Raw genomic sequence first — 21,715 nt, forward strand, 5'->3', positions numbered from 1 at the left:
AAAATTTTTTATGATTTTGTTCTATTTTGTCTACCAAGCGGCTTTAATCCCTGTGCTAGGAGCATTTCGTTACACTCATAAATTGTTTTTGGATAGCAAGTCAAAACCAGCATACGATACATCATATGTTGTTCAGTCATCATGAAATCTTTCCTTGATGCTCTTAATAAACAATCGCTCAAAGCCGGAGGTAATGAAAGACCAATAATTAACTGTACAACAGTTTCTAATGTTACATTATCTGGCTCATCATTCCTTAATCGCTGAATTGTCTTTTCACTAATTTCTGCTGCCTCCGCTAATTCTTCCTCCGTCATTTCTGACCACTCAATCAACTTATCCAATGTTCCTGAAAAGGTTGCAGGTAAAGATTTTGCAACCTTTAATATATCTGCATTGTATTTCTTAATCTCATCATCAACACTTATGTTTTCATCTGTTGAAGTATAATGTGCTTCAAATACAATATTTGATGCTGCATCTCTATATAGAACACATTCCGTAAAAAAACGTTCTCCATACTTATTTACAGACTTTACAACCAGATTAAAAACAAGACAACACTTCTCCATGTTATGTCGTGCATAGTCTGTAAGTTCAAGTTCTCCAACATCATTCCTTTGAATGTATTTCCCTGAATTTAGGCAAAAATGTGAATCTACAAATACATACTCTCCACTAACAAGTTTATCCCTTAATTCTGGATTTAATGCACTCTCCGCAACAGCATCATTTTGTGAAATAGAAAATGTCTGATTCGATTTTAGTGACCCCTTTTTAAATGAATGAGGTCTTACATATCTTCCATCCACATAATTGAAAACACCCAAAACCTCATCATAACCAATGTCATATAATCGTATCTTTACAGCTTCTCTTGAAACTACAAAAAATGCTGCAAGGCTATCAATAACCCATTCCAGTACATCCACAATTGCAACATTACCTATTTCTTGCCGACATTTCTGTATAAATTCTCTTGTCTTTTCCTTAAAGGGACCAATTGGCATTTGCAATCTCGGTGCAATAGCATTTGCTTGCCACTCCATCCAATCTGTGGCACTTCGTATCTTATTGTCCTTTACACCACCAATGGTCTGGCATCTAATGAATTTGGCACCTTTGTTATATAGCCTTTCTAACTCAAAGGCCTTTCTGTGTTTTTCCCAATGGACACACTCATGTATGATGGTATTATTCACCGATCCAAGATTTCTTAAAAAGAAATTTGCAGGATCAACCATTATTGTTTTCCCTGATATCTCTGTTTTCTCCAACTTGCCAGTATCAACATTATATGTATCTATTATAGTATCACAGAATATTATCTGTCCAAAAACAGAAGAATCTTCCGTTAATGGTCTGATAATAATATTCAGTCCCATCCTTTCCGCCAATATATGTGGTTCAACAGCCATTGGGGTCTTTAATGTCTCTGGGTAATATCTCATCAGTATTTCTGATGCAATATCATCTAGTTTGTCTTTTGAAATTATAGGAACCAAGGAATCTGACATAGGTCGTTTCGGTTCTGCCTTTTCTCTATAAATATCTGTCGATGAAATAATAAAATCATCCAAATTACAATCTAAGTTTCCTGTACAATGCAACATAAACCATTTGGTGGATTCTTCATAATTATCATAATGGTAGTCAGCTTCTTTAACTTCAAGGTCAGCCTCCACTGCCATCTCAATTCCGACTTCCATATCTGGCAAATCATCAATCCACATTTTTTTAATATGAAAATCTGTCGCAACCACTTCTCCCACCTTGTGGATATTGTTTACCCATAAATTCAAACAATCACCATTATCATCTATACAGTTTTGGATAGAATGAATAATATCATTATAAAATCTATCAGATATATAATCCGAAAATGACCTTGCCAATAAATTCCACCCCCCATTATAAATATTATTGTTTTATTTTATCTCAAATACAGCCTTTATAACATCCGTTAACTGCTGCTTTGTTCTATCTTCGTCCTCTTCAAATATAAACGGCATTCTTATAAAATGAACGTTTATATCTCCGCTAGGACTTTCGCTCACCGCCACAGGAAATTCTTCCTCTTTTTCCTCATACCTGTACATCGGATAAAGTAAATAAACATCTTGAATATCTCGCTTTCTCGCATATTCAAGAACCTGGTATAAGTCACCCTGCTTAGCCTCATTGCTGATGGTTTCCTTGTAATCCGGGTTATCTTCAAAACGTGACATTTCCTTATACTTTGTATCCAATACAAATACCTTGTCATGATACTCTGCAAGTATATCGTGTCTCATCATAAATGCAGCACCACTCGTTTCGCCCTTGTATATTATTTTTTCTACAAGGCTCATCTTACTTTCCTGCAAATGAACTTTTCCGCCAACATCCTGTAATACTTCTTTTAGGAAGCCTCCGATAAACCCTTCAAACAAAAGATCCGTTGGGAAGAGAAAACAAAAAGATTCATTTGTATCAACTGTATAATTTGACATTTTATTAAGTAGAAACATCTTACTCATGCTGATAATAATACCATAATGTCTATGCATCTTACTCAATCGAATGCCATTACAGTCATTAGGTGTACACCGAACATCGGCAACCTCATTCAGTCTGGTTAATATCGTCCGTATGGCTTTCTGATTCTTTTTTGACGTAATGTTCATCAATTGCTTACAAGTATATTTTATAATTCGGTTTACAGCATTATCAAACTCAAAGTTAGAATATGTACATCTGAACTTATCTGCTTGTCCATTTGGTATCTTTGATATCAAATAATCCTTTAGGTCAAATTTTCCCTTTATACTTGTACAATCTTCTGTCTCATCAACATACTGATAGTACAGCCCTCGTTTAATTGCACTTCGCACATATCCAATATACAGCGTGATAAAAAGTTCCTTTAAATCCTCAGCATCACTGAGTTCACTGGATATATTTATAAAGGGATATTCCAGTTTATTACAGTATTCAATCCATTTAACGAGGTTTTTTAATAAGTGTTTCTGCGTAAGGTCATCTGTTTCATGATCTTCTTTTTCGGTGCTGAACACTCTCGGATAAATATTAAGTTGCTCACCATTAAAAACAATTGTTCCAATATACTTTTTTGTTCTTATTGCCCCGGAGCCAAGAAAATCCAGAAACTGCTGCTTGCTGTTTATCTCACCGTCTTCATAAAAAACTGATCTCTGTTCCCAGTTTTGTTGCAAAAAGTCGAGCAACTCATCAAGAGCCATTTGTGATTGCCAGGTTCCCGGTAGTTTAGCATTTGGAATTTTGCTATACTCATACCTGTCTAGCACCATACTACTCCACCTTATCCTTCACTCTTAGTCTTCCAACCTTTTCATCCACAATTTCAATCTGCGCTCCAGATTTATCAATTGCATCCTTCAGCAATTTTGCCACTTTTTTTCTATTATCATAAAAATACTCATAAAGCAGCGGAATGATGTTATTGTTAAGAATATTACATAAATCTTTTTCTGTCTTTTTCATAAAATATGAATGACCAACAAGAAGGTCTGTACTATCTAACTCACTAACAAGGTTTTCGTTTATATTATCAAACATTTTTCTTAAAACACCTTCTGGAACAAGTGCTGAATCTGGCTTCTGCTCAATAAAATCGAATCTTCTTCTAAGGGCGGCATCAATTAACGAAATGGATTTATCTGCTGAATTCATAGTACCAACGATGTATAAATTATTAGGCACTGCAAACTTATCACCAGACTGCAATGTTGCACTTGTCTCGTTCAATTCACCCCATCGTTTATCCTCTTCAATAAGTGTAATCAGTTCGCCAAACACCTTGGATATATTAGCACGATTGATTTCATCAATAATTATGACATAATTTTTGTTCTCAGTATCATTAAGTGCGGTATCTGCAATAACCTTAAATACACCATCTACTGTCTTAAATGCCATCGTTTCACTATCCTTATCAGGACGTAGTCCTTGGATAAATTCTTCATATCCATAATTCTGATGAAATGTAGTAAATACAATCTGCCCAGCTTTTACTAGTTCCTTATATCGACTAACATTTGCTTTTCTGTCTGTGTTTGATTTTCTAAAATCATCAATAGAAACCCCATCAATAATAGAAAGTGCATATTCTACCATTGAATATGTCTTTCCTGTTCCCGGCGCACCATAAACAATGAAATTCAGAGGATGCACCTTATTGGTTCTTGGTTCTCTTACTATTTCAAGACAATTTTTATGCTTTTCTTCTTGTTCAACCTGATTGTCACTATATATATTATCTGTTCTCTCAAATTCCATATGATCAACTAATTCTGTTACAGGTCCCTCATGCAACCAATCACTGTTTTTAAGATAAAAATACAAAAACTCTGGTTTAAATGCACACGCATATTCCCCTTTTCCCTTATCCTGCTGAACAAATCCTTCTTTAATAGCTTTTGCGATACTTACTATTTTTATCTGTTTGGATATGGGTGTTTCTAAAGAGCCAGCGGCCGAAGAGGTTACTTTCCATGTACATAATATGGTTTGTCCATCTCTATTATAAATTCCAAGAAAAACTGCTTTCTTTCCATCTTTTCCTTGGTTACAAACATAGTTAAGATACTTTGCTTTAGGCTGAATACGCTGTTCGTCTTTTAATCCACTTCTTCCGCCCGGTGTTGTTCCTTTTGCACAAATATATATATCCTTAAAGTCACCATCTTTATACACAACATGGTATACATCTTCATATCCATCTTCGTGAAGAATATCTACTTTATACGGAAATAAATCAAATGCCTGCCTTAAATAATTAAAGACTTGCTCAGTTGAAAGTGAACTGCTTCTGTCGTATTCAACATTAACTATATTTCCTTCTTTTTCTGCAAATTGGTATTCTGGCATACATTACACCTCCTATTTTGGAAAATACTGTTGCATAATAGCTGCAGCAACTATATACGCCATTTCAACAGGTACTGCGTTTCCCACCTGTCTCCACTGATCTCTAAAATCGCCACACAGTTCATAATCATCTGGGAATGTTTGTATTCTCTTTATCTCATTAATTCTAAGGAACCTGTTTTTCCAATGAAAAGGTCCCATGTTATTTGAAAAACTAGCTTGTATAGTCCACGATGGTCTATCAGGTGATAATTTTAACAAAAAAGACCAATATCGTGATCTCCATTTAAATATAGGTTCTGGATAACCCCTCTCTGCTGTAAAATACAGATAATTATCCCCTGGCGGAACAAGTTTTAACAAATCCTTATGTTTTGATCCTGCCTGCATATCCTTGTCTTCCGGCAAATCGTAATCCAAATCTCCGATAGCATCACCGCAAGTAACCCATGGTTTTTTTCCAATTTTATCTTCATCCGATATTTTTTCATCATCTGGATTATAGTGAGTTTCTTTTGGAAAAATAAAATTCTCAGTAAATTCTTTCTTAACACCTACACAAATAAATCTTTCCCTTGTCTGTGGAACTCCATAATTTGCAGTATTTACAACCTTATATGTAAGATTATAGCCGTATTCTTCCGCCTTGCTAGTGAGTAAATCAAATGCAGCTTTGTGGGGCTTATATACAAATCCAAATACATTCTCAAAGAAGAATACTTTAGGTCTAATTTCATCTAATGCTCTAAAATATTCATAAAGAGTAAATGAATTTTCGTCTTCCAATGCTCGTTTCTTTTCAGTTCTATAAAAACGTGATTTTGAGTAGGCCGGGCATGGTGGCCCCCCTACTAAAATATCTATATCATTCTTTTTCATTCCGATACGTTCAAGTGATGCATCATAATCTATATTGCGAATATCATCACACACAACCAGCTTTCCGACCTTGTTCTTCTCTAAAGTATCACAAGCAGGCTGCCAAAAATCAGTTGAAAAACATATATCAAATCCGGCTTTTTTGAAACCTAAATCGATTCCACCACCACCTGAAAAAATGCTAAGTACATTAGGCATTACAGTAAACTCTCCTTTACAAACTCAATCATTGCTTTTCCCATTAAACAAGGCACGGCATTTCCTATCTGTTTTTGTACAGAACGTCGGTTTCCGCAAAAAATATAACCTCTAGGGAAAGTTTGAATAGCAGCCACCTCTGGCGCACGTAATCTTCTATTGTCCCAGTGAAACGGACCAACCCATGGACCCGGTTGAGCACATACTGTCCATGATGGCTGATCTGGAGATAACTTAAGAAGAAAATTCCAAAATCTCTTATCTGCTACAAATTTAGGATTAGGATATCCTGCCCATGCGGTTAATGCCTTATAATTCATCCCTGGTGGAACTTCACACAAATCTTCATAGTAAGTTCCTCCTTCTGTCACCTCATATTCTTCAAAATATTCGGGGCCATCAAATCCAGCTATCGCATCACCAACATTAACATATGGCAATAATCCTTCCTTCTCACAAATCTCTGAAGGTCCATGTGTTTTTTTGGGTTCTTCTGCTCTAAATTCACCTTTAGTTCCTAAAATAAATAAACGTTTTCTTTTTTGTGGCACTCCATAATCCAAAGCATTGGCCTTAACTATTTTATACTTATATCCATTTTCCTCTATTATTTCAATGAATTTATCAACAATAACTCTATTTGTAGGGTGCAGCAGACTTTCAACATTCTCAAAAACGAAACCATCTGGTTGCAAATCAGTAACAACTCTCAGATATTCATTAACAAGAGTTGCTCTTGGATCATTTATTCCTCGTCTTACTTCATTTGTTACCCAATATCCAGCTTTTGAAAACGGCTGACAGGGAGCTCCTCCTATGACAATGAATTTATCAGGCTTGCACTTTTCAACTACATCCTTAAAAATCGAACTATCTATTTGATGAAGATCACCTTCAAATATCTCTGTATTTCCAAAATATTGTTCATTTGCTCGAAGTGTCCTTATACAATCCGAATCAAAATCAGTACTAGAAATAACAGGGACCCCTGCCATACAACTAGCAATATCTAGTCCACCAGCACCTGAAAACAGGCTTACTGATACAACCATTTCACTCATTACAATGTCTCCTTTTCACATGGCACTTTTGCCACTTTTTACCCATAAATCTACTTCTGAAATTTTAAACTTCCATTGCCGACCAATTTTATGCGCAGGTATATCCGTCTTTTTTATCCAATTCCGTACGGTGTCCTTATTAACATCTAAATATGTCGCAACCTCTTCCAAACCTACCCATGGTTCATTAGCTATTTGTTCCATATTTTTTCCTCCTTTTTGAGTTCTTTAAGTATATCAGAATTCTCATGAATATTCAATATCTAAAGGAGTTTTACGGTTTTATATATGAATATCTATGAATAATTATGATTTAATCACTTTTTTTATAATCTAACAAAAATATATACATTTTATTAATGCTATGATATACTAATAAATGTAAATGTAAGGAGGTGTACTGTTGAATTACTTACCTACACGAAGCGAACTATCAAAGGCTATATTAACTGTTTTTAACAACGATACAAGCATTGTTTTAACAACCAAGGAAATAAATGACAAAGTTGTAAATCTGTTGTCGATTCCAGAAAACTTACTATTAATTGAAGAGGCAAATGGTTCAGGTAGCCAATATAGCTATCTGATGCGATGGGCAAGGACAGAATTAAAACAACGTCATAAAATTCAAAATCTTGAACGAGGAAAATGGAAACTTCTATGAATATGCTAGGTCTGTTTGTAACATCTCCTTGGCCTTCATTTTACGCCAAAGGAATGAAAACATGGGAAATAAGAAGTTATCCAACTGAATATCGAGGCGCAATTGCAATCATAGACTCAAAATCTAACATGGTAATCTGTCAAATGCACTTAAAAGATTGTATTCCTCTCAACAAAGAGCGTTGGGAAATGAATTTTGAAAAACATCGAACTTCATGCAATTACGAATCTTTACCCTATCGCAGAAACAATTCTCCTGCGTATGCATGGGTACTTGAAACACCTCTTAAGTATGAAGCAAAAATCACTATTTGCAGAGAAACCCAAAAGCCATACATAAATATTGATTCATCAATTTTTAACAATATAAATTCTCATCCAATTTCTTTTGTTTCAGAGAGATTGGCTTGTAAATTTCTTGGTAATACAATGCTTATTTACTGGATTAAAAAGAAGTATTTTGCTCTTGTTGCCATTTCAGATCTTCTATCAGGAAATACCAAACTAGTTACAGATGAAATAGCCGAAAATGAGATAGAATATATAATTTCACAACTCAATGTCAAATAATAAAGGGAGGAATTAATATGCCATATAATCAAATTATAGCAGGACCTACAATATCACCCGGGCCAGATCCCGCCGGTCCCTCACCACATGTCATACGCCAAACTATCGAAAATGCTCTCTTAGCCGATGGCTATACCGTAAACTGGCAAAATCGTTCGCACCAACCATATCAACTAATAATTGATAACGGATTAGGACCTATAGACCTTTATATCTATGCTTGGCGAATCATAAATGGTGGACGGTCAAGACTCGTAAACGAAAAACGAATCGAAATTGGAGTTACTGCTAGTCAGATTGGATTTTTACGTCCAATAACACCTACGCAAAAAACATTGCTCCTTGGTCTTTATGATAGTCCATGTGGAACCCCAATTTTTGCAGCTTGGGATGCTGCTGCAAATGCTTCAAGGGGAAAGCAAAAGTCATGTCAAGTTAATGTAAATGATTTGTTATCTGGATTAGTATCTGGTATATACCAAACAACCGACTCACATAACAATACTATTTATACATTCACACCTGATTACCTAAGTGATTATATTGACCTAGTTACAGCGGGTAATATACTTGCTTTGCCTCCCGTTGCTCCAAGCACAGCTGGTACTAATACCACACTAAATGGGCGAGTTCGTTCCGCAACACTTCCAGGAAGGCGTGCTAGAACTATACGTACCACCACCTCTCTATTAAGTTCCATTTCTCGCTTGACACAAACCGAAAAAGATGTCGTGGTCAAGCAAAGAGTTGGTCAAGGATTGTTTAAGGATCTCTTAAAAAACAAATATGGTTGTAAGTGCGCACTTTGTGGCATCACCACTGAATCAATGTTAATAGCAAGCCATATAAAAAGATGGTCAGATTGTGCGAATGACTCCGAACGTTTAGATGATAATAATGGACTTTTATTATGCCCACACCACGATGCTTTATTTGATAAACACCTTATTACATTTGACGAACATAACGGTACACTTATTGTCTCTCCTACACTTTCTGCCAGGGAACAAGCAGAATTAAATATTTCATCTATACCAAATATTACAATAACAGCACAAATGCAACCATATATGGCTGATCATCATTCTAAATTAAAAATATAAATATTGAGCAAGCCAGAAACATCTATTCTGGCTTGCATTTATTATACTTCCCACAGCTAATTGCAATCTAACATCTTTTTTACTCCACAATCACTTCATCTGATCTGGTAATCACAAGCCTCCCTCCATCACACTCAACATTTATGGGCGTTCCCGGCTCGAACCCTAGTGTCTCAAGCCATGCGCCTTTCAATATGATGGTGGCTGTATCCTTGTATTGATATCCCGACTGTGCATATACTTTCATCTTCCGTTCTTTCTTAAATGCTGCCATAGGTAACCCTTCCTTTCTGTTTCATCCATGTGAACAATAGGCTATTCCTCTCTTTCATAATTTAAATGGTTACTTGTACCAGAATTGGCACAATTGATGCAGATATTCTCTGCTTTTGAAACATTTAACGATACCCTACATTTTAACGATTATTCATTTCTATCGTTAAAAGGGGTTCAAATAGGATATTCAGAATTTGTCCTGTATTGCGTTATTACAAGCTGAATAGGTATAATACCATAATTTGAACCATGAAAAAGCCTTCTTTCAAGGGATTTATACCTCGCAGTTTGTATCATATTTATAGCTAAGTTGTTCGTTTGGACACTGATGTTGACACAATTTAACCATATTTTCTTAGGGGTGTTCAAAAGGGGGTTCAAATGAACCCCCTCTGAAATCTAAGAATACAGCATCTTATTATTTATTCTTATGCCACCTTTTCAATTCTTTTTGTATCAGTATTTTCTGGATTTTTTACTTGTGCATCACATTTTATTTTTGTTACCATAGCATATGTAAATCCAATTCCAATAACTGCAACTGCACATGGCCACCCCTCAAGTGATAACCTAACACTTGAATTTTTAAACATTTCCCGACTGCATTCTTCTGCTCCAAATTTAATAATTTCTTCTCTCATATGAATCATCCTTTCATCTTATTTGTTAATAAAAGGATAAGTCTAATCAGTAAAACAATCAATAAAATCAAGTCCGCATATTGCGGACTAAAACCCACTTTTTAACACACTCAAATATCACTACATGTTTTTAGAAAATCGAGTGCATACACATTTCCTATTTGAGCAAACGCCATAAGCATCTGCATTCCTATAACTTGATTCATTGCATCCGAATATTCCGTATCAACCATGCCTAATACATACCGCAAAGCCAAATAATAATCACCCAATTGCGACCATTCCTCATTTGTTTTAAGTTCTCTAATCAGTTCAATAAGCAACTTGTCAAAATCACAAATAAAAGATTTCTTTTTTGAAAATGACTTCTTTGCATCTTTTTGATACTCATATGTTAATTCTTTCCAATCAACTTCACCATTATTTATCCGTGTTTGAAGTTTTCTTAATCTCTCAAAATCAGTATATTGCTGAGACCAAATAAAGAATATACACCAAATCATATTAGCAACAGCTTCAATAACATTATCTTCTACTGCTTTAATAAAGCAATCACCAATTTGGGGAATTATCATTCCTTCTACTTCCATTCCACTGCGTAATGAATTAATCATACTTTTTATCTCAGTAACACCTTCCAAAAACGATTTATTCTTGCATGCTTCTTCAGTTTCAATAATGGGTAATACATGTAATGAAACATCAATCATTTCATCCATTTTTATTACTTTATCAGGACTAATTTTTTCTAATTCAAATAATTTGTTATGGATCATCTCATCTACAGTTTTTCCATAGTACCGTGCAATTTTTTCTACAGTATTAATATCCGGTTTCCGTCTGCCGCTCTCATATCCTTGAACGGTATTTTTAGATGAACAAATTGCGTATCCTAGTTCTTCCAAAGTCTCTCCATGCATTGTTCTCATATATTTTATGTTTTTTCCGATGATATTGTCATCAATCTCCATCTGATCTATTACCTTTCATTTTAGGCTCGTAATTTCAAATTCATTATACCTTATATCGGCAGAATCGCATATCCATTTTATGTCATATTTCTGTAATATAAAAGCCGGATGCGTCAAACCTCGGTGATTACTGACGAATCCGACCTGTTGTAGTTCAATTTCTGATTTTTTCTATTACAATATATTCAAATTCAGATTTAATTTGTTTCAATTCCATTCCTTTCTACTTAAGGATACATTCCCCCAAAAAATCATGGTTCTAACTTACACCATGATCTTCTTCCAATTCTACATCATTTTGATTCTGTTCTCGCACCATCAACTGATTCAGATATGCTTCAAGCCTTGGTCTACAAATAAGATATTTGTTACCCCAACGAATGCTGAACTCTCCTTCATTGCTTTCGCACAGTCTTCTCATATTCTTTATTCCTATATTAAAATATGACGCAGCTTCTCGGATAGTTAGCATATACTTTTCAGGAATTGGAACCATGTCCTCATTATTCTTTTGATTCTGTAAATTTTTCATGTGTCATATCCTCCAATCTGATTTTTCAAAGGGTATAACATATATCACTCCTACAGCAAAATAAGTCAACTTCCTGTTAATCTTTTCTCAGTTAATATACACTTTATCCATCTGTCTCATAGAAAAGTCTTATAATCCATACTTTGACCTCATATCAGAAATTACATGATCTGCGTCCCTGAAGATTTCCTGTTCTCTAGACTTTTTCAATCTTGCAAGCATCTCCTCCTCAGTCATCGGTGCATATAATTTACTCTTTAACCCATTTACTACTCTGACCTTAATTGTACTATCCATGTTCAGTACCTCATTTCTTTATTGCAGTGGTAAATCATCTGTATTGTTTTTGCAAAAGTTGAAAACTGTTATGTTACTGCTACTTTTTAACGATTGTTCCTCATATTTTAACGGTTATCCACATTTCGTATTTTTCATTTTCTCATTCGTAGTATTACCGTAGTCCCCAAATGCTCTAACTACCAGACTATGCCCCGTTTTGCCCCATTATTCCTAGATTTATAAGGTTTTTCACAGTCCTGCCATGGCAGATGAAAAGTACTTTTATCATAGTTTTGTTTCTCCTTGTTTTGCCCGGAAATGCCCTACCTCGACTATCGTCTCGGTCGCGGCAGTCGCAAAATGCCCGATTATGCAAGCATATCGGGACACTTCGCTCGTTGCTTCGCGTATTTTGCAAAGGTTTTCGGGGTTATTGTGATATGCTCTAAAATTACAAATTGTGGCAGATTGGAGCAGAACCCTGCAAGTTGTTACTACCTGTTAGTAGCAAAATTGGTAGTAAAATGGAATGGATTATTACTAAAGATTTTCGCTAAGAAATTTCTTCCAAGCTAAAATATGGTGTTGAACTATTATTCTCACAAAACGCATATGCATGATACTTATGCTCCTCTCCATATTTGTCATTACATTTAAAGTCAAATTGAATGGTATATTTATCTTCTCGAATTTCTTCAGTTTTCAATTCTACCTCAAGTTCATCATTTGCTTTTATTACATCATATCTTGTAGCAGTTGAACATTTCCAAATTTTATCTTTATTTTTAACAATGCAGATTCTATATACAAGAATATCATTCGCCACATTATCAGATATATTTTCAATTTTTACTTTCATATTACTGTGCCCTCCACTGCAATATAAAAATTTTACTCGAAAACGAGGCATATTACTATCATGTTCTCTTTTTTCCTGCATTGCAATTCTTTTATCCGATTCTTGCTTAATAATCTCATTTTGATGCAACGATAATGCCCCTAATATCACAGTACCAGCAAACGCAAGAACGCCACCATAATATTGCAACAATTCTCCTGCGCTCCACTCTGCAACAAAAAAAGAAAACTTTTCTGTTGGATGTAATTTAAATAAACAGTGAATAATAAACGGAACTCCAATAACAATAAATACAAAACATATGCACATAAACACTTTATGTTTTTTTATCCATTTCAACATAGTTCTTTCCCCTTCAATGTATATCAAAAGACGCCCTGCTGTAACAGAGCGTCAGTAGCATATATTATTTTGCTATTGCAAAACTATCTATGCTGAGAGTTTGCTGTCCAGCCAGCTGATAAAATGATTAACAAGATAATCGATTGCACAATTTGTGAAATCTTTTGCAGGTTTTCTCACGCAATTCAGTGAATCAACTGTTGCAATGCGAAACTGCTTCTTAGCTTCATCCCTTAAATCAATTTCCTGCTGTGATACAACAATTTTTGTGTTTTCATTTGTCATAATAATGACCACCTTTCTATAAACCTTGGTGCCAAACACATTGTTTGGCTCTTATAACCAAAATCCAGTAGTCAAGACCAATTATTCACAACTCTCATTTTTAAATATAGCATATACTCTAGACTTCAACAATAAGCTATTTACTTATTCTTGCATTTTTAATAAAATCCTTTATCCCACAATTTCCATTATAGAACAGCGAATATCCTTCTCTGTCAAGTAGATTTAGCAGTTCCTTACATATAATAGAGTCATCTCCTAAAGTCTTAATCATTCTTCTAACAAAGTCTTCCAATGCATAGTTTGGCTCACAGATGGATTCTGGCATATTTGCTTTATCCACTATAAATGCATACTGAAAGATTCCATCTACCTTTGGAATCTGTTCAAGCAACCACACTAGCGAAGGTTTTATACTTTTCTTATATGCGAACATTAAAACATCGTCCTTCATTTGACTCATTTCCTTTATGACCAAGGAAGTTACATTCTTCATACTTAAAAAATGATTATCTTTTATTTCTAAAGAATCTCCTTTAAAAGTCTTTATCCATTCTGTAAATTCTTCTGCATTTCGTCTCTGCCAGTCCTTAGGATAATCATACTCACTTAGTAGTCCTGCAACCTCTTCAATATTTATGAAAACATCTCCATCAGAAGGTCTGTAATCTTTAATTATAATCGATTGATGAATAATATAATTTCTAAAATCACATATAAATCTATACCATTTTTTCATATTGTAATACTTTTCAGTAATTGGCTTCAATGATGGTTCATAACTATTCACATACTCTTTGTAACCATATATTGCATTCACAAAATTTAAAAGTTGTTTGTTTATTTTCCAAAATTCATCAAAGTCATCAATAGTAATCGATAATAAATCATCTCCACAAGAATTAATAATGGTATGCATGTCTACTAAGAAGAGGAATTTATCTAAATCTTTCAGTTTTGCATTAAACTCCACATCAAATGTATAATCATACTTTATATCAGTCGAATGAATATCTCCCAACTCTGGATTATTGCAGTATTCAACCTCAAACATAAATAATATCACCGCCTCTCAATACTATGCCTCAATTATATCGTCAAATTTTATCTTTTTCCACAGAAAAAAAGCCCCAGCCAAGCCAGAGCGTCACCTATCCTCCATATTAAATTACCTTGAACATTTTCTGTGACATCGGTTTCTCCTTCTTCTGCTCAACCTCCGCCTGTGCTTTCCTAAACTCTTCCATTCGTTTCAGTTCTTCCTCAGCATCATCGCATCCGATATGCGTGTACACATTCATTGTGACCGATATATCCGAATGCCCCATGAGGTATTGTAGTGTCTTGGGATTCATTCCCGATTTTGCCATGTTGGAACAGTAGGTGTGCCTGCATACATGGGGAGTAATGTTTGGCATCTGCACCCGGTAGATATCATTGTACCTTCCAACCATATGATTGAATCGATGCTGCCAGTGCATTGCCACAAGTGGCATTCCATTATCATCATAAAATAGGAATCCGCTATAGCCGTCTATAGCTTTCTCCACTTTCGGTGCATTTCTATCCTCGATGATTGCCTGAAACATCTGTGCCACATCCTCTGCAATCGGCAATACTCTTGTTCCTGCATCCGTTTTTGTGGTTTCTATGATATATCGCATATCCGATGTTCTCTGCAACTGATGGTCGATATTCACAGTTCTGTTCTCAAGATCAATATTCTTCAGCGTCAGTCCACAAAATTCTGATATTCGCATTCCCGTATGAAAGAGTATGTACACTACTTCATAGTATTTGCAGTACACCACATCGTCATGCACAAACTTCAGAAACTTTCTCATCTGGTCTTTTGTAATTGCCTCTCTTGTGACTGCATCATTTACCAATACTCCGGCAAGCTGAAATCCGAATGGATTCTTTACCAGAATGTCATCATCCACCGCCATCTGAAAGGCTGGTCGCAACACTCCACGGATGGTATGAATGGAAATGTAGCTTTTCCCATCTTCCTGCTGCAATTTGATAAGAAACAGCTTTGCATCTGAAGTTTTCACACTTCGGATTGTCTTTTTGCCAAACGCTTCCTTTGCAAGTAATCTCTGCACTGTAACATATCCCTGCTTCGTGCTTTGCCTTACTCCGGTCTTTGTTTTCAAATATCGGTCTACCAATTCACAGACTGTCATCTGTCCGTCCACGATATTTATAAGCAAATCTAAATCTGTGTTTACCTGTTTTTCCAACTCACGAAGGGAAAGGCATGGCTTTTTGCCCTTTGGAAGTTTGTCCGTAGGCTCCAGTTTCCAACTATATACAAAATGTGGTTTTCCATCAATATGATATTTATATTGATATTTTCCATCTGCTCTTACACTCTCTCCCGGTCTTAATACTCTACGCTTGGAGTCTCGCCTTGTCTGTCCTCTTCCTGCCTTTGCCATTATACCCGCCTCCTTAGTTCTGGATAGTTACGCAGATACCTTTCAAAGGCTACACGAAGAATCAGCTTGCGTTCTCCGTAGTATGCCAGAAAATCTTCTCCATCCGTATTACTCAATAAATCATAAAATTTTCTCCGGCTCAAAACAAAATATTCAATTGCCTCAGAAGGATTTAAAATATCTTTTTCTGCTAAACTTAAATAATAATTTTGTATGCAACAATATTATTTTGTTCTATGATAGTATTCTTCTGAATATAACTCCCTTATATCTTTCAAATTTAGGTGATGTAAATCAATTAAATTTTGAAGTTTTTCATCTGAAATATCATATAAGTTATATGGTTTTAATTCTTTAATAAACCTTTTTATAGACTCCTTAAAATTTTTCAGCTTTCCTCTCCTAATGATTCTAACTTCATGCGTAAAATCACCATAATACGACAAATCTTTTGTTGGAATCAATAAATATCTATTTACTAATACATTATCACCATATTCTGTCTCAAACCATGCACAATGATTATTCATTTGTCCAGCTTCATGTTTACTTATTTCTTGCCTAGTTTCCTCTACTTCACTTTTACATTCAAAAAAAGCATATTCATCGTTAGTTCCACACCATAAATTATCTGGTCCTTTACGAATTTCTGTATCTGGACGCTGACTCACAAATCCCAGTAAATCACCAATTTGCTTGAGCGCAGATTCAAATTTATCAGCTTCAATTCCGAATGATAAATTATCCAATATTTCATTAACTGCCAGCATTAATTCATTATAGCTCTTATACCGTTTCAAATATTGAGAAATCCTATTAATTCTATTCTCATTAATAAATGATACCTTGGTATATTCAACTCCTGTTTTAGGTTTCAATAATTGAGGATTTGATCGAAACGCTGCTTTTTGAATTTTAATAGATTCCTCCTTCCTAATCGGATAATAATAACGAGCAAGTTGCTGCAAATACCATCCTTTTTCTAATGGGTCCACTACATATTTATCAATAAATTTTTGCATTGCAGAAGAAGCCTTTTCATACTCTTCTACACTATACATTTTCTCTATAATAGACTCTTCTAATAATTGATCATATATACTAGACTCATTTTCTTCTTCTTCAATCGATTGCATTTCGTCATTATAATACTCTTTCCATCCTTCATCTCTAGACAACATCTGTTTTATCAATGAAATAATTGGCTTCATAGTGGATTCGGTTTGATTCGAATCTTCACTCGCCATTTTAACAATCTCAAGTCCAATATCTATTTGTTTTTGCGTCTGCAATGAGAAATATTTTTTTGTTGTAACACTTCTCATAAATTTTACAAGATCTGAACCAATTATTAAAATAGCACAATAGTCCTTTTCTCCTCTAACCCCTCTGCCCAAACCTTGCTCAATTTTTTGCGCTATTTTTTTGTTAATTATTTCACTATTTGGCCGACACTTCTTTTCATATTTATCAGATAAACTATTAAAATATGGCATAGAATCCATTATCAATACTCTGCAACTTTCATCTGGCAAATCTATTCCATCATATCTATTATTAATAACAACAAGCCTTTTAAATTCTCTCTTTTTGAGGGATTCTATTACCTTAAAGATACTATTTTTATCCGCACAAATAGCTCCCAAATTACTATACTGTTTCGCTTTTCTAGTGTTAGGAACCAGTGATACCATACCGAATTTTTTATTTTCCATTCTTGCAAAATCCGTTACCACCAAATCTCTATCACAATTCTCATCTATCAATGATGGGATTATTACCATTTTCTCTCCAGACCATTTTTGTTTCTTGAACATCAATGGACATTTTACAGCACTTGTACTAAATGAAAGCCCTTTAACAAAAAAAGCATCATCCTGTGTTGTTGCAGACATCAAAACCCTATGTTTTGCCTTTGAAAATGACCCGAATACATCAACGCTAGCGTTGTAAGGAACTATTTCAATTTCATTTCCGGAAATATAGCAACTGTAATCTGTAATTCTATCTCTCATTAAAGGCCATACAAACTGTATTGATGGTATATCATTTGCTTCTGACAGTATTTTTAGCATCTCTGTTTTTTTATCATACCAACTCCAATATGGAATAGGCATAAATGTATCATAATCACCATTTTTTATATCTAAAAAGCTTCCCTCTCCTTGGTCTACCAATTCATCTGAAAATAATGATACTATTTTTTGATAGACATAGTCCGAATCACTTTTTTTTATACTGATAGTCTGAGAATCTTTTATTACATCAATACATGCATGTGAATCATCTAATATTACTGTGTCAACATCAATAAAATTATTACCTATTCCAAAAATTGATTTACCATTAAAAACCTTATATGCATGAGTTATAAGAATTTTTTCACCACATACAAATTCATCTGGGATTTGATTATCGTTCCCTATCCCACAATATGGTATACCAAATTTTTCTGCTTCTGCACATACCTGAGCAGTTAAGTATACATTTGGACAAATATATAAACATGGTCCATTTTTAGAATTAATCATAGATTGTAATAATAACAAACCTATTAATGTTTTACCCTCTCCTGTATGCAATTTTATAACTAAATCTCTATCATCACGATGGTTTGTATACCATTCACTTAAAATACACTCTTGAGCAGGGCGTAACGGACCGGCAACACTTTTTCTATCTAATGTAGAATATAATTCACAAGGCTCTGTTTTTCTTTCTATTTTGGCAGAATTAAGTTTTTTCTTGAAATCAATCATTTTTGCCATCCCCCTTCATATTTTTATGAAGAACATAATATATTCTTCTTACTTATTATACCATAATTCCACCAAAATTGAATTGTATGTTCTTCTCTATTTTTCTGAAAATCTTAAAGCAAATATAATTCTCATTTTACTTTTTCAGAAATTCCAGTTTGACCTTATACTGTGAGCCTTTGATTTCCTTTCCATCTTTGGTATAGGAATAATCCTCTATTCCCTCCGGGATAAGGTAGGCATCATAACTTCCTTTCTTTCCCTTTAATCCTTTAACGAAAGTCTTTTTCCCCTCCAGCATACTCTTGATCTGCGTATCGGAAAGGACTGTTCCCATAGCCTTCCCAACATTCATACCACATTTATTTTTGCAGTAAGCTCCATATTTTCCTTTTACTACATCCCCGCCACATTTCGGGCATTTTCCAAGGGCTTCCTGTCCGTTCTGTTTCCCTCCAAACATGGATTTCTGTTCGTCACTAATGCTGTGATAAGTCTACACAAGGTCTGTTACCATATCCGCAATGCCATCCATAAACTCTTCCATGGAATACTCTCCCTTTGCCACAAGGGCAAGCACCTTGGCAATTGACTGTGCGACACTTGGCTTCTCTGCAATCACTAACTGCATTATTCTCCCTCCTGTTCTTCAAAGAAATCATCATCCGGGCTTTCCTCTGATTCCTCATCCTCATTCTCATATTCTTCGTTATCTTCTTCGTCCTCATCTTCATCCTCGATGAAGTCCTCTTTCTTCTTACGCACTACCTTAAAATAATACGCACCTCCGATGAATGCCACAGCAAGAACGCCCATCAAAACATAAGAAATCATAGGACTTTCCTGCTCTGGCACGTCCTTTTCTTCCAGCTCCTCTGTACTTTCTGTATCTTCTTCTGTTCCCTCTGTATCTTCTGCAGCTCCCTCCTGCTTATTTTCCTGATCTGTATTATTATTCGGCAATGCACTTTCAGAAGTCGGGATTGCAGACTCTAATGCGGCATAATTTTTCGGTAAGGTTTCATTGTTATCCGATGTGGCATTCAACAAGTCATTTTCCGTAATCTCTGTCAGGAAATAGACCATTCCTTCCTCACCATCCCTGTCGACAATCAGATAAAACACCTTGTCCGATGCTGTCTGAATGGTGTAAAATTCCTTACCCTGCTCGGACTGCTTACTGTCCTTATCCTCATTCTTTGCTTTCTCCGAAGCATCCGCTTCCGCCATTGCCTGCTTTTTCTGCTCCGCAGAACTGGTCTGTGAAGTGGTATTCCCATTACTGTCTGTCTTTGTATGTTCTGTTACGGTTCCTGTGGCACTTCCCGGCTTGGTAGCTTCTGCATTGACCGGAAGCTGTTCTGCCGGATTTTCATCACTCTCATCTGCCGGGTCCTTATAATATGGATTTTTCGTCTTATAAACCTCCGACATATTTCCGGCATTGTCCATGGCAGAAATGGTAAAATACTCATACCCCGCATCGAATTGCTGCAAGCGGATATTCAAAGTTCTGTTTGTAAGGTCTGTAAATTCATATCCGTTGACATATACTGCCTTTGCTCCGGAATCCGTATCATGCACCTGCACACTCAAAAGTCCGTCACTGACTGCAGCATTTAATGTGGGCTTTATAGTATCAAAACATTTAATTGCACGGCTTTTATCATTGTTGTATTTCTCCTTGTTTTGCCCCGGAATGCAAATCCTGTTCCAAGCTCCAGAAGAAGCTTTATGACATCCGAACCGGTGCCTGCTCAATGTCTCGTTCAAGCATATCTTCCCAGAAAGGAATAAAATCAAAGAAATATCATAATAAAGAAGTAGCATATCCGCATTCACAGGAACTGTCGCACGATATTGTGCCGCAGTATTTTCACTTTTAATATGCAATTCTAAAATAATCCAGGTATGCTTTATATCTATCTTGTGCTGTCAGGCAAGTATCAGTCAGATACCCTTTTTCATTGTCCCATTCTTTCAATCCTCGATAATAAAACATTTTCAAATTATCCTCGATAATAAATGGAACAATATTGTATTTCAGGCATTCCTTGAACATAATCAAACGTCCCACACGACCATTTCCATCCTGAAATGGATGGATACGTTCAAACTTCACATGAAAATCCAGAATATCGTCAAAGGTCTTTTCTTCCTTGTTATTGTACTCTGACAGCAATTTCTTCATCCTGTCTGCAACTTCTTCCGGAAGTGCGGTTTCCATACCGCCGACTTCATTTGGCATTTTCTTGTAATCACCGACAGCAAACCAATCCTTTCTGGAATCACTGGTTCCATTTTTCAGAATCAGATGCAGCTCCTTAATAAACTTTTCCGTCAATGCCAATTTTGCATGATCAATAATCATATCAATACACCGGAAATGGTTTGCTGTTTCAATCACATCATCTACATTAAGCACTTCTTTTTCTATACCAATGGTATTCGTCTCGAAGATATATCGGGTCTGATCGTGGGTCAGCCGACTGCCTTCCATATGGTTTGAATTATATGTTAAATCAATCTGTGTCTTATGATAAATGCCTCCAGCATATTTATTTGCCTTCTCATCCTGCAAAATATCCAGTAAGGTCGTTGGTTTTTCTTTCTTCTTGTTAGTGCGCTCCGGCTTTTCTGCATTTTCCGGAATATTCCATGTCTTTCCGGTAAGAAATGCTCCCGGCACACGACCATGGGCACAATAATTTCTTACACTACGTTCAGATACATCCCATTTTTTTGTCATTTCAGCAACTGAAAGATATCGCATCTGCCGTCCTCCTTTCACACGATAAAAAGTATATTCTGTGAGCCTTTTATTATCATGATTTCAAAAATCACGTTTACTATAGTTAGTATACCACATTATCGGCAATAAATCCATATTTTACCCTCATTCTTCTGTCGTTTTTGCCGACGCAGAAAACTCTAATTTTAAAAATGGATGCCACTTCCTTATC

Annotated in this window: 24 protein-coding genes; 3 read left to right on the forward strand and 21 right to left on the reverse strand. The window is 35.4% G+C overall.

Annotation, left to right across the window (positions count from 1 at the left end; all coding sequences use genetic code 11):
- Positions 1 to 8: 8 nt before the first annotated feature.
- Genes DXB77_RS11720 through DXB77_RS11745 form a run of 6 tightly spaced genes read right to left on the reverse strand, consistent with a single transcriptional unit; the run spans position 9 to position 7,232 of the window.
- Positions 9 to 1,895 (reverse strand): helix-turn-helix domain-containing protein, encoded by a 1,887-nt coding sequence (locus DXB77_RS11720; RefSeq protein WP_118663350.1) that lies wholly within the window; start codon positions 1,893 to 1,895, stop codon positions 9 to 11.
- A gap of 33 nt (positions 1,896 to 1,928) precedes the next feature.
- On the reverse strand, positions 1,929 to 3,311 hold the full coding sequence (locus tag DXB77_RS11725; protein WP_118663352.1) for a hypothetical protein: 1,383 nt from the start codon (positions 3,309 to 3,311) through the stop codon (positions 1,929 to 1,931).
- Between the two features lies 1 nt (position 3,312).
- Positions 3,313 to 4,890, reverse strand: coding sequence for an AAA family ATPase (locus tag DXB77_RS11730; RefSeq protein ID WP_118663354.1), 1,578 nt, complete (start codon positions 4,888 to 4,890; stop codon positions 3,313 to 3,315).
- Between the two features lie 12 nt (positions 4,891 to 4,902).
- Positions 4,903 to 5,967, reverse strand: a complete 1,065-nt coding sequence (gene dcm, locus DXB77_RS11735) for a DNA (cytosine-5-)-methyltransferase (RefSeq protein ID WP_118663356.1) — start codon at positions 5,965 to 5,967, stop codon at positions 4,903 to 4,905.
- A complete protein-coding gene (locus tag DXB77_RS11740) occupies positions 5,967 to 7,028 on the reverse strand; it encodes a DNA cytosine methyltransferase (RefSeq protein WP_118663358.1) in 1,062 nt (353 codons plus the stop codon). Before DXB77_RS11740 ends, dcm begins: the two co-directional genes overlap by 1 nt.
- A 15-nt stretch (positions 7,029 to 7,043) precedes the next feature.
- Positions 7,044 to 7,232, reverse strand: coding sequence for a helix-turn-helix domain-containing protein (locus DXB77_RS11745; protein WP_118663360.1), 189 nt, complete (start codon positions 7,230 to 7,232; stop codon positions 7,044 to 7,046).
- A 199-nt stretch (positions 7,233 to 7,431) separates the two neighbouring features.
- Here DXB77_RS11745 and DXB77_RS11750 point away from each other — a divergent pair, with 199 nt between their 5' ends.
- From DXB77_RS11750 to DXB77_RS11760, 3 genes are read left to right on the forward strand one after another with little or no spacing between them, the layout of a single operon-like run.
- Positions 7,432 to 7,692, forward strand: coding sequence for a hypothetical protein (locus tag DXB77_RS11750; RefSeq protein WP_182439486.1), 261 nt, complete (start codon positions 7,432 to 7,434; stop codon positions 7,690 to 7,692).
- On the forward strand, positions 7,689 to 8,261 hold the full coding sequence (locus DXB77_RS11755) for an ASCH domain-containing protein (protein WP_182439487.1): 573 nt from the start codon (positions 7,689 to 7,691) through the stop codon (positions 8,259 to 8,261). Before DXB77_RS11750 ends, DXB77_RS11755 begins: the two co-directional genes overlap by 4 nt.
- A 17-nt stretch (positions 8,262 to 8,278) precedes the next feature.
- Positions 8,279 to 9,364, forward strand: coding sequence for an HNH endonuclease signature motif containing protein (locus DXB77_RS11760; protein ID WP_118663366.1), 1,086 nt, complete (start codon positions 8,279 to 8,281; stop codon positions 9,362 to 9,364).
- Positions 9,365 to 9,443: 79 nt separating this feature from the next.
- Here the strand turns inward: DXB77_RS11760 and DXB77_RS11765 are convergent, their stop codons facing one another.
- The 15 genes from DXB77_RS11765 to DXB77_RS11830 form a co-directional block, all read right to left on the reverse strand.
- The gene (locus DXB77_RS11765; RefSeq protein WP_118663368.1) at positions 9,444 to 9,638 is read right to left on the reverse strand and encodes a SymE family type I addiction module toxin; all 195 of its coding nucleotides are present in this window, start codon (positions 9,636 to 9,638) and stop codon (positions 9,444 to 9,446) included.
- A 430-nt stretch (positions 9,639 to 10,068) separates the two neighbouring features.
- On the reverse strand, positions 10,069 to 10,281 hold the full coding sequence (locus tag DXB77_RS11770) for a hypothetical protein (protein ID WP_118663370.1): 213 nt from the start codon (positions 10,279 to 10,281) through the stop codon (positions 10,069 to 10,071).
- Positions 10,282 to 10,391: 110 nt separating this feature from the next.
- Entirely contained in the window at positions 10,392 to 11,252 is an 861-nt protein-coding gene (locus tag DXB77_RS11775; protein WP_118663372.1) for a helix-turn-helix transcriptional regulator, read from the reverse strand.
- Positions 11,253 to 11,511: 259 nt separating this feature from the next.
- A complete protein-coding gene (locus DXB77_RS11780) occupies positions 11,512 to 11,784 on the reverse strand; it encodes an excisionase (protein ID WP_118663374.1) in 273 nt (90 codons plus the stop codon).
- Positions 11,785 to 11,913: 129 nt separating this feature from the next.
- The gene (locus tag DXB77_RS13070) at positions 11,914 to 12,081 is read right to left on the reverse strand and encodes a hypothetical protein (protein ID WP_005604143.1); all 168 of its coding nucleotides are present in this window, start codon (positions 12,079 to 12,081) and stop codon (positions 11,914 to 11,916) included.
- 535 nt (positions 12,082 to 12,616) lie between these two features.
- Entirely contained in the window at positions 12,617 to 13,264 is a 648-nt protein-coding gene (locus tag DXB77_RS11785) for a hypothetical protein (RefSeq protein ID WP_147353823.1), read from the reverse strand.
- Positions 13,265 to 13,351: 87 nt separating this feature from the next.
- Positions 13,352 to 13,549: a hypothetical protein gene (locus tag DXB77_RS11790; RefSeq protein ID WP_118663377.1), complete on the reverse strand. Its 198-nt coding sequence runs from the start codon at positions 13,547 to 13,549 to the stop codon at positions 13,352 to 13,354.
- A 136-nt stretch (positions 13,550 to 13,685) separates the two neighbouring features.
- Positions 13,686 to 14,603: a hypothetical protein gene (locus DXB77_RS11795; RefSeq protein WP_118663379.1), complete on the reverse strand. Its 918-nt coding sequence runs from the start codon at positions 14,601 to 14,603 to the stop codon at positions 13,686 to 13,688.
- 109 nt (positions 14,604 to 14,712) lie between these two features.
- Complete coding sequence (locus DXB77_RS11800; RefSeq protein ID WP_118663381.1) at positions 14,713 to 15,993, reverse strand: site-specific integrase; 1,281 nt, start codon at positions 15,991 to 15,993, stop codon at positions 14,713 to 14,715.
- On the reverse strand, positions 15,993 to 16,208 hold the full coding sequence (locus tag DXB77_RS11805; protein ID WP_118663383.1) for an excisionase: 216 nt from the start codon (positions 16,206 to 16,208) through the stop codon (positions 15,993 to 15,995). The genes DXB77_RS11800 and DXB77_RS11805 overlap by 1 nt, the downstream gene beginning before the upstream one ends.
- A 9-nt stretch (positions 16,209 to 16,217) precedes the next feature.
- Positions 16,218 to 18,752 carry a DEAD/DEAH box helicase gene (locus tag DXB77_RS11810; RefSeq protein WP_118663385.1) on the reverse strand — a complete coding sequence of 845 codons (2,535 nt, stop codon included), beginning with the start codon at positions 18,750 to 18,752 and terminating at the stop codon, positions 16,218 to 16,220.
- 136 nt (positions 18,753 to 18,888) lie between these two features.
- Positions 18,889 to 19,215, reverse strand: a complete 327-nt coding sequence (locus tag DXB77_RS11815; RefSeq protein ID WP_347559489.1) for a topoisomerase C-terminal repeat-containing protein — start codon at positions 19,213 to 19,215, stop codon at positions 18,889 to 18,891.
- Between the two features lie 33 nt (positions 19,216 to 19,248).
- The gene (locus DXB77_RS13460; protein WP_347559490.1) at positions 19,249 to 19,383 is read right to left on the reverse strand and encodes a hypothetical protein; all 135 of its coding nucleotides are present in this window, start codon (positions 19,381 to 19,383) and stop codon (positions 19,249 to 19,251) included.
- Entirely contained in the window at positions 19,383 to 20,525 is a 1,143-nt protein-coding gene (locus DXB77_RS11820; protein WP_347559491.1) for a DUF4366 domain-containing protein, read from the reverse strand. The genes DXB77_RS13460 and DXB77_RS11820 overlap by 1 nt, the downstream gene beginning before the upstream one ends.
- Positions 20,526 to 20,634: 109 nt before the next feature.
- Positions 20,635 to 21,525 carry a Fic family protein gene (locus DXB77_RS11830; protein WP_118663387.1) on the reverse strand — a complete coding sequence of 297 codons (891 nt, stop codon included), beginning with the start codon at positions 21,523 to 21,525 and terminating at the stop codon, positions 20,635 to 20,637.
- Positions 21,526 to 21,715: the final 190 nt, after the last annotated feature.

Source organism: Clostridium sp. OM05-9, assembly GCF_003481465.1.
GTDB lineage: Bacteria > Bacillota > Clostridia > Lachnospirales > Lachnospiraceae > Coprococcus > Coprococcus ammoniilyticus.

What these genes read in the sequence shown, in the direction of transcription:
- DXB77_RS11810 (WP_118663385.1), bottom strand. Translation starts at nt 18,752, where the DNA reads ATGATTGATTTCAAGAAAAAACTTAATTCTGCCAAAATAGAAAGAAAA.
- DXB77_RS13070 (WP_005604143.1), bottom strand. Translation starts at nt 12,081, where the DNA reads ATGGATAGTACAATTAAGGTCAGAGTAGTAAATGGGTTAAAGAGTAAA.
- DXB77_RS11830 (WP_118663387.1), bottom strand. Translation starts at nt 21,525, where the DNA reads ATGCGATATCTTTCAGTTGCTGAAATGACAAAAAAATGGGATGTATCT.
- DXB77_RS11800 (WP_118663381.1), bottom strand. Translation starts at nt 15,993, where the DNA reads ATGGCAAAGGCAGGAAGAGGACAGACAAGGCGAGACTCCAAGCGTAGA.
- DXB77_RS11760 (WP_118663366.1), top strand. Translation starts at nt 8,279, where the DNA reads ATGCCATATAATCAAATTATAGCAGGACCTACAATATCACCCGGGCCA.
- DXB77_RS11785 (WP_147353823.1), bottom strand. Translation starts at nt 13,264, where the DNA reads ATGTTGAAATGGATAAAAAAACATAAAGTGTTTATGTGCATATGTTTT.
- DXB77_RS11745 (WP_118663360.1), bottom strand. Translation starts at nt 7,232, where the DNA reads ATGGAACAAATAGCTAATGAACCATGGGTAGGTTTGGAAGAGGTTGCG.
- DXB77_RS11775 (WP_118663372.1), bottom strand. Translation starts at nt 11,252, where the DNA reads ATGGAGATTGATGACAATATCATCGGAAAAAACATAAAATATATGAGA.
- DXB77_RS11815 (WP_347559489.1), bottom strand. Translation starts at nt 19,215, where the DNA reads ATGTTTGGAGGGAAACAGAACGGACAGGAAGCCCTTGGAAAATGCCCG.
- DXB77_RS13460 (WP_347559490.1), bottom strand. Translation starts at nt 19,383, where the DNA reads ATGCAGTTAGTGATTGCAGAGAAGCCAAGTGTCGCACAGTCAATTGCC.
- DXB77_RS11780 (WP_118663374.1), bottom strand. Translation starts at nt 11,784, where the DNA reads ATGAAAAATTTACAGAATCAAAAGAATAATGAGGACATGGTTCCAATT.
- DXB77_RS11725 (WP_118663352.1), bottom strand. Translation starts at nt 3,311, where the DNA reads ATGGTGCTAGACAGGTATGAGTATAGCAAAATTCCAAATGCTAAACTA.
- DXB77_RS11740 (WP_118663358.1), bottom strand. Translation starts at nt 7,028, where the DNA reads ATGAGTGAAATGGTTGTATCAGTAAGCCTGTTTTCAGGTGCTGGTGGA.
- DXB77_RS11790 (WP_118663377.1), bottom strand. Translation starts at nt 13,549, where the DNA reads ATGACAAATGAAAACACAAAAATTGTTGTATCACAGCAGGAAATTGAT.
- dcm (WP_118663356.1), bottom strand. Translation starts at nt 5,967, where the DNA reads ATGCCTAATGTACTTAGCATTTTTTCAGGTGGTGGTGGAATCGATTTA.
- DXB77_RS11730 (WP_118663354.1), bottom strand. Translation starts at nt 4,890, where the DNA reads ATGCCAGAATACCAATTTGCAGAAAAAGAAGGAAATATAGTTAATGTT.
- DXB77_RS11795 (WP_118663379.1), bottom strand. Translation starts at nt 14,603, where the DNA reads ATGTTTGAGGTTGAATACTGCAATAATCCAGAGTTGGGAGATATTCAT.
- DXB77_RS11770 (WP_118663370.1), bottom strand. Translation starts at nt 10,281, where the DNA reads ATGAGAGAAGAAATTATTAAATTTGGAGCAGAAGAATGCAGTCGGGAA.
- DXB77_RS11755 (WP_182439487.1), top strand. Translation starts at nt 7,689, where the DNA reads ATGAATATGCTAGGTCTGTTTGTAACATCTCCTTGGCCTTCATTTTAC.
- DXB77_RS11765 (WP_118663368.1), bottom strand. Translation starts at nt 9,638, where the DNA reads ATGGCAGCATTTAAGAAAGAACGGAAGATGAAAGTATATGCACAGTCG.